The following is a 6,831-nucleotide window of genomic DNA, read 5'->3' on the forward strand; positions in this document are numbered from 1 at the left end:
AGAATCGACGCGCCGTGCAGTTGCGCCTCGGGCACCGCGACCCTTGACTACCGCCCAGCTTCTGGTCGTTGAGATCGGAACATGTCCTGGAGATGGCCGAGGCCACGGAGTGCTGACGGTACGTCGCTCGCCAGCGAGACGCGGGCGCAGACCGCGTGATTCAGCAAATGCAACGCCCGGACAAGTAGGGCGCTGCTCTGAAGCGGCCACTTCCCGCTGCCAACTCTGCGACTGACCCACGCGGGTACCTGACGCTCGGCGCCGATGCCCGGGATGACCGCAAAGGACGCGAAGCCGACGCCCATGTTAGGTCCGGCGAGGGGCTCCAGTCGGCCAATTCCGGTCACTGGCTCACTCCACCTTAACGTCCGGTAAACGCGCGTTGCAGACGCTGGCGGTCACGCTCCCGAAAGGCCGGTTACGACCCGGAACGGACGGTGGCCTTGTGAACAAGAACGGCGGCAATCCAACGGTTCGCGGACACTGTACGCGTCGTCGCCTTCATCACCGAGACCGCCCCCTGCGGCAGTTTCTCACCCATATTGGCAGGCCCGCTGAGCCGCCCCGCATCGCCCCAGCCCGCGGACCGCCAGCCTGGGACGACCCGCCGGTCGATCCCGGACCGGACTGGCAGGCCCTGGCACAACCCTCACCCGAGTACGTCTTCAACCAGGAACTGCAGTGGTAATCTCCTTCCGTCGTCGCCACCCGCCAGCGATGCGTACCTCCCTGCACCCAGTCCCCGGCAAACCACACCTCACGACTCTCGGCCCCCTCCGGCAGGGCTACCTCGCCCCCGCCCATCCACGTCGGTGCCCTCGGGGATGCCTCGCGACGCTTGCGATGCCCCTCTCGGCGATGCTACTTTCGCCCCTGCTTCAGCCGCCCGCGCGGTCGAACTTCCTATCCCCCCGATGGATATCGATCGGGCTACAGCATCCATCGACCGGCTGTGTGCCCATGAGCGACTCAGTCACCTTTCCTTGCACCGGGTCTACTGCCAGGATGCCCCGACACTGGAGGCGTCGATCGCCATCATCACGGCCAGGGCGAGGCCGGCGCGGATGGTCATCGTGGAGAGCCCCCCGATTAAGTGGCGCTCGAAGCCCTGGAAGGCGAGGTCGCGCTGCTCGCCGGTGGCCGGGCAGATGCAGTGCACGGTGCCCTTCTCCGGATAGACGATGGTGTCGACGCGCGCGGGATCGAGCGCCCGTGTGATCGGCTTGGAGGGGTCGTCGTCGGGGTGTTGCTTCTCCTCGCGCCACAGCTCTCGGGTGTCGATCAGCGGGCGGATGCGGTAGGCGTCCCACAGCATCGCCTTGGTTTCGCCGCTGTCGAGACCGCGATCGGCGCTGAAGTCCTGACAGCACTCGGCCAGCTCGGGGGTCTCGGCGAAACTCGCGCGGATCATCCGACGCAGCACCACTGGCCCGGAGTGGGAGGCCAGTGTCACCTCGAACGCTACCGGCAGCTCGTAGCGGGTGTCGGCGATCAGCTGCAGGCGATAGCCGAACCAGCGCTTGATCTTGCTCCACGCCTTGCCGGTCCCGGCATCGATGCCTTGGGGATCATGGCAGCTCCAGTCGGCATCGGGATCGGATGTCTCCCCGCTGCTACGCTCGACCTGCCCGGTGCTGTGGCTCTCGATCGCCTTGCCGTCGTCGCCCAGATGCTCGGCGAAATCCGGCACGACCTCCAGTAGCTGCTCGCGCAGCACGACAGTGATCTCTCTGAACATCCCGAGTGCCTCTTCCGGCTCCACGAGTATCGTCGCACCCACCGACTTTGCGCGAGGTTGATGTTCCGATAAGCGTCTTCTATGCTTCTTCAGGCCACACGCAGCCTCGGAGGACCACTGTCATGACAAGCCAAGATGAATCGCGCATCAAGAGGATGCCACTGAAAATGCAGGTCAGCGTCGACGTATGGAGATGCGATGATCTCAGGGCGATGATCGGCGAAACCATCCGGGCCACCGTCAAGGATGTCGAGCTGGCCAAGAGACTGGAGCATGCCCTCGGCGATGAGATCGCCTACAACGATGGCGGGGGAGGTGGGGTCGGCGTCGCTTGACTGCTCCGCGGAGCCTCTCCACACGGCGAGGGCATGCCATGTGGAGATCTCTCTGTTGATCGACCCGGTCGTGCCGCGGGCGGCTTCCGGAATCGAGGCAGGAGTCCCACGTGAGACTGATCCTGGACAGCATCAAGAAGCGTCCCAAATATTGCGTTTGGGAGATCACCTCGCGTTGCAATATGCGCTGCCTCCACTGCGCCTCCGATCTCGAAGGCGATCGTATCAGGGGCGAGGAGCTGAGCCTCGATGAAGCCTTAGATCTGTGCCATCAGCTCGAGTCCCTGGGCTGCGAGAAGGTGGCGCTCTCCGGGGGCGAGGCCCTTCTGAGAAAGGATTGGCGGGAGATCGCCCGCACGCTCGTCCGGCTCGGTATCCACGTCTCTCTGATCTCCAACGGTCTGCTCATCGACGAGCAGCTGGCGCAGGAATTCAAGGACATCGGTCTGTGCCGAATCGCCATCAGTCTCGATGGTCTAGAGCAGACCCACAACCACGTGCGCAGGAACCATCGCTCGTTCGAGCGCGTCATCCAAGCATGCTCTCTGGTCAAGGCACAGGGGCTCCCCGTCAATGTCCTCACGCATATCAACCGGATGAACTTCCCCGAGCTGCCAGCCATCGAGGACTTGCTCGTTTCCCACGCGGTCGACGTGTGGCGCCTTCAACTGGGATCTCCGATGGGTCAGCTCGCGCGGCACCCCGAGCTGATGATCGTCCCGGAAGATCTGCCTGCCATCGCCGATTTTGTCGTCGCGGCCAGACAACGACAGCGGCTCGCGATCAGTGTCGCAGACAACATCGGCTACTTTTCGCACCATGAGGCGGTGCTGCGCGCGACTCCCAACCGCGGCAATCTAAATTTCTGGTGCGGTTGCTCTGCCGGCTGCCTGAACGTGGGCATCGAGGCCAACGGGAACGTCAAGGGTTGCCTCTCATTGCAGGACGATGCCTTCGTGGAGGGCAATATCCGCGAATCGTCCCTCGAAGAGATCTGGAGCCGTCCCGGGGCATTCGCCTATACGAGGAATTTCAAGGTCGAGGATCTGCACGGTCATTGCAAGGGATGCGAGCTCGGAGAGATCTGCCGGGGCGGATGTGTCTTCATGGCCTTCGGCGCCACCGGCTCCGCTCATGACAACCCGTTTTGTCTGCACCGCGTCATGAACGGGGGCTGATGCCGGCACCGTCGGCGCTGCTGCATGAAGACCCTGCTGATCTTTCCGCCGGCGTCGGATCCCGCTCACCCGCCGCTGGGGATCCCCTCGTTGGCGGCCTATCTCGGCCAGCGCGATCACGAGGTCTCGCTGCTCGATCTCAATCTCCTCGCCTATGACTTCCTGCTCTCGGCGGAGCACATCGAGATCTGCTCCACCAGGATCGGCGAACGGATCACCGCGATGGAGCGGGCAGAGGAGCTTCGCCCCGAATCGGCGGAGGAATATCGGTTGATGGTCGAGAATTATCTCTCGGCCGATTTCTTGAGAGACAGGATTCAGCAGGCGATGAATGGTCTGAGGGATCCGGACTCCTATCGGGACAGTGCCAGCTATCTGCGCTGCTCCCGGGTGATCCGCCGGGGGATGGAGCTTGTCTCCGCCGCCTATCACCCGGTGCGCTGGTATCCGCGCGGCTTCTCGATGAGCTATCTGCCGACGAGGAGCGCAGACGTACTGCGGGCCATCGAGGATCGGCAGCAGAATCTCTTCCTCCCCTTCTTCGAGACTCGGATCTCCACGATACGGGACCATTGTCCCGATGTCGTCGGGCTGTCGATCAACTACTATTGCCAGCTGATTCCGGCGTTGACGCTGGCGCGATTGTTGAAGCGGCAGATGCCAGGGACCCTGATCGTGGCCGGTGGTGGGCTGGTGGGCTTCTTCGAAGACAGGTGGAGCGCCCTCGCCGCATTCAGCGACCTGGTGGATGTCTGGATCCCATATGAGGGAGAGCAACCCCTGGATGCGCTGCTCGGCGCACTCCAGCGGCGGGACCCGCTCTCGACGGTGCCGGGACTGCTCCGTTTCGAGGGGCACATACCGCGATTCGTCCCGCCGGGTGCGCCTCCGGATCCCGCGCTGCTGCCGCCCCCCGCGTTCGACGACTTACCGCTGAATCGCTACCTCGCACCGCGGGTCGTTCTACCGATTCTCGGGTCGCGAGGCTGTTACTGGAGACGTTGCGCATTCTGCTCCCATTATCATCTGTTCGGTCGGCGATTCCGCATCAAGCCGGTCGACGGGATCCTCCGTGAGATGAAATACCTGGGAGAGCGCCACGGCGTGGATCTCTTTTACTTCACCGACGAGTGCATCCCCCCCCGTATTGCCCGTGGTCTTGCGGGTGCGATCGAACGCGACGGGCTGCCCTACCGTTGGTTCGGGGAGTTTCGATTCGAACGTACCGTCGATCGGCAAATGGTGGAAAAGCTCGGCAACGGTGGCTGTCTGATGCTGATGCTCGGTCTCGAATCCGCCTCCAGCAGGGTCCTCGACCTGATGGAGAAGGGGATCACGCCAGCGCATGCCGAGGCGATTCTCGAGGCATGCGCAGCAGTCGGAATACGAACCTTCGTCATGTTCTTCATCGGATTCCCGACAGAGACCAGACAGGAGGCGGAAGAGACGATCGACTTCATCAAGCGACTTCGGCATGAGATTACCCATATCGCGTTCTCCAATTTCGTGCTGGAGCAGCGATCGCCGGTTCATCGGACACCGAGGCGCTTCGGCATCGGGGAGATCAGCCCCTACGGCGATGAGGACCTGAAGATCTATTCGGACTACAGGGTCGATCGCGGCTTGAGCCCGAGCGAGGCAGTCGCCTTTCTCGATGAGGTGCGCACGCAACCGGAGATCCGTCGGCTGATCGACCTCTATCTGCTCTCCAGGTGTCATCTCGTCTTTCTGCCCCCCGGGCAGCATGCACCACCCGAGCAGACTGAGCTGCCGACGGTCGAGCTGGTGGATCCGGCGTCGCTCTACCCACTGCGCTCCGAGGGCCTGATCCCGATCACCCTGGCATTCAACCTGGATCAGATTCGCGAGCAGCTTCGGGACCGATCGCAGACAGGCAGCTCGGTCCCTCTGCGCCAGTGCCCGACCCGTTATGTGTTTTCCCCCAAGCAGGAGCGCCTGGTGGAGGTGGGGGACGACGGCATTCGGCTTCTGGGCGCCTGCGATGGACGTTTCAGCGTCCAGGAGATCCTGATGGCCGTGGGTGAATCCAACCGGGACGAGACCGAGCGGTTCTTCGTCGACCTGGAACGGCGGGGTCTGCTACGACTGGAGCGGCATCGATGAGACCGGTCCTGATCTTCCCGCCATTGACGGATCCAAGTCAGCCGTACTCCGCGTTGCCGGCCCTGACCGCCTTTCTTCGCGAGCGGGCGGGATTCGAATCGGTCCAGATCGACGCCAATATCGGGTTCGTTCTCGATCGGCTGAATGGTCCGAAGGTCCGGGAGGCGGGCGAGAAGATACGTCAACGTCTCGAGCAACTCGACGAGGAGCCATCTCTCGCCGAGCAACAGGCCGTCGAATACGCCTTTCTGATCAGTGCCGCCCTCAAAGGACCGATGGTCGAGCGGGGGATCGACTGGGCGGTGCTTGGCCTCAGGGATCCGTCGGTCTTCGCCGACCTCGGCAGGCTCGATCGGTGCAAGCGCCTGGTCGACGAGGCCCTGGAGATCCACTCGGCGGTGAGCTATCCGATTCGCATCGGCTTTTCCAACGCAACCGCCCCGGACTTCACCGATCCGGGCGAGCTGACTGCATACGCCGAGAATACCGGGAGCAATCCATTCATCGACTTTCTGGCGAGCGAGACGCTGTCGCGGATCGAGGCTGCCACCCCGAATCTGGTCGGGATCTCGATCACCTACCGCACCCAGGTGCTACCCGCGGTGACGCTGGCCCGGTTGATCCGCAGACGGATGCCTGGCGTCCCGGTAGTGCTCGGCGGGAGCATCGTCAGCCGCTGGTACGACCGCATCGAGGACTGTCCAGGCGTCTTCGACTGGTGCGACTATCTGATCCCCTTCGAGGGCGAGAGCGCCCTGGTCGCCCTGCTGGGTGCCCTGGCCGGCGAGCGGCCGCTGGACCGGGTGCCGAATCTGGTCTACCGCGAGAACGATCGGATCAGGCGAAATCCGGTCGCGCCCGAGGAGATCGACGCCCTGCCCACCCCGGACTATCGTGGCCTGCCGCTGGAGCGCTACCTCTCGCCCTATCCAGTCCTGATGCTCAATACCTCCCGCGGCTGCTACTGGGGGAAATGCCATTTCTGCTCGGTGTCGCCTGCAATGCGCAGAAGCTATCGGGCTCGGAGCACGGATCTCGTTCACGATGACATCGTCACCCTCAATGCCCGGCACGGCAGCACCTGTATCGCCTTCGGCGACGACTGTGTGGCACCGGCAACCCTAGCGGCGCTGGCCAGGCGGCTGCGGGAGCGGGGTCCTGCGATCTCCTGGCAATGCGAGGTCCGGTTCGAGAAGGCGCTGACCACGGCGCTGCTGGGCGAGCTGAGGGATGCCGGCTGCGTCAACCTCATCTTCGGACTCGAGTCCTATGATCCCGGTGTCCGGGAGCGAATGGGCAAAGGCGTGCAACAACGCGAGATCGATCGGATTCTGGACGACTGCCGTCGCCTGGGGATCGCATTCAATCTCCAGTTCTTTTTCGGGTTTCCCGGTGAGACGAGGAGCGAGGCGGAGGTCACCGCCGGGCTCGTCAGCCGCGAGATGCACGGTGCGGC

General features: G+C 63.5%; 5 protein-coding genes. 4 read left to right on the plus strand and 1 reads right to left on the minus strand.

All coding sequences use genetic code 11. The features are described 5' to 3' along the window. Positions 1-994 precede the first annotated feature (994 nt). A complete protein-coding gene (locus LJE61_RS13335; RefSeq protein ID WP_296918622.1) occupies positions 995-1,738 on the minus strand; it encodes a hypothetical protein in 744 nt (247 codons plus the stop codon). A 212-nt stretch (positions 1,739-1,950) separates the two neighbouring features. Here LJE61_RS13335 and LJE61_RS13340 point away from each other — a divergent pair, with 212 nt between their 5' ends. From LJE61_RS13340 to LJE61_RS13355, 4 genes are all read left to right on the plus strand, one after another. Further along, entirely contained in the window at positions 1,951-2,073 is a 123-nt protein-coding gene (locus LJE61_RS13340) for a hypothetical protein (RefSeq protein ID WP_296918624.1), read from the plus strand. Positions 2,074-2,183: 110 nt separating this feature from the next. Further along, the gene (locus tag LJE61_RS13345) at positions 2,184-3,251 is read left to right on the plus strand and encodes a radical SAM/SPASM domain-containing protein (protein ID WP_296918625.1); all 1,068 of its coding nucleotides are present in this window, start codon (positions 2,184-2,186) and stop codon (positions 3,249-3,251) included. Positions 3,252-3,275: 24 nt separating this feature from the next. Next, positions 3,276-5,375, plus strand: coding sequence for a B12-binding domain-containing radical SAM protein (locus LJE61_RS13350; protein ID WP_296918626.1), 2,100 nt, complete (start codon positions 3,276-3,278; stop codon positions 5,373-5,375). Next, positions 5,372-6,831: B12-binding domain-containing radical SAM protein (locus LJE61_RS13355; RefSeq protein ID WP_296918628.1), on the plus strand; the 1,460-nt coding region annotated here is incomplete at its 3' end. The genes LJE61_RS13350 and LJE61_RS13355, both read left to right, overlap by 4 nt.

This window comes from Thiocapsa sp., from assembly GCF_022340925.1.
GTDB lineage: Bacteria > Pseudomonadota > Gammaproteobacteria > Chromatiales > Chromatiaceae > Thiocapsa.

Coding starts and splice junctions, on each gene's coding strand:
- LJE61_RS13335 (WP_296918622.1), bottom strand. CDS start 1,738: ATGTTCAGAGAGATCACTGTCGTGCTGCGCGAGCAGCTACTGGAGGTC.
- LJE61_RS13340 (WP_296918624.1), top strand. CDS start 1,951: ATGATCGGCGAAACCATCCGGGCCACCGTCAAGGATGTCGAGCTGGCC.
- LJE61_RS13350 (WP_296918626.1), top strand. CDS start 3,276: ATGAAGACCCTGCTGATCTTTCCGCCGGCGTCGGATCCCGCTCACCCG.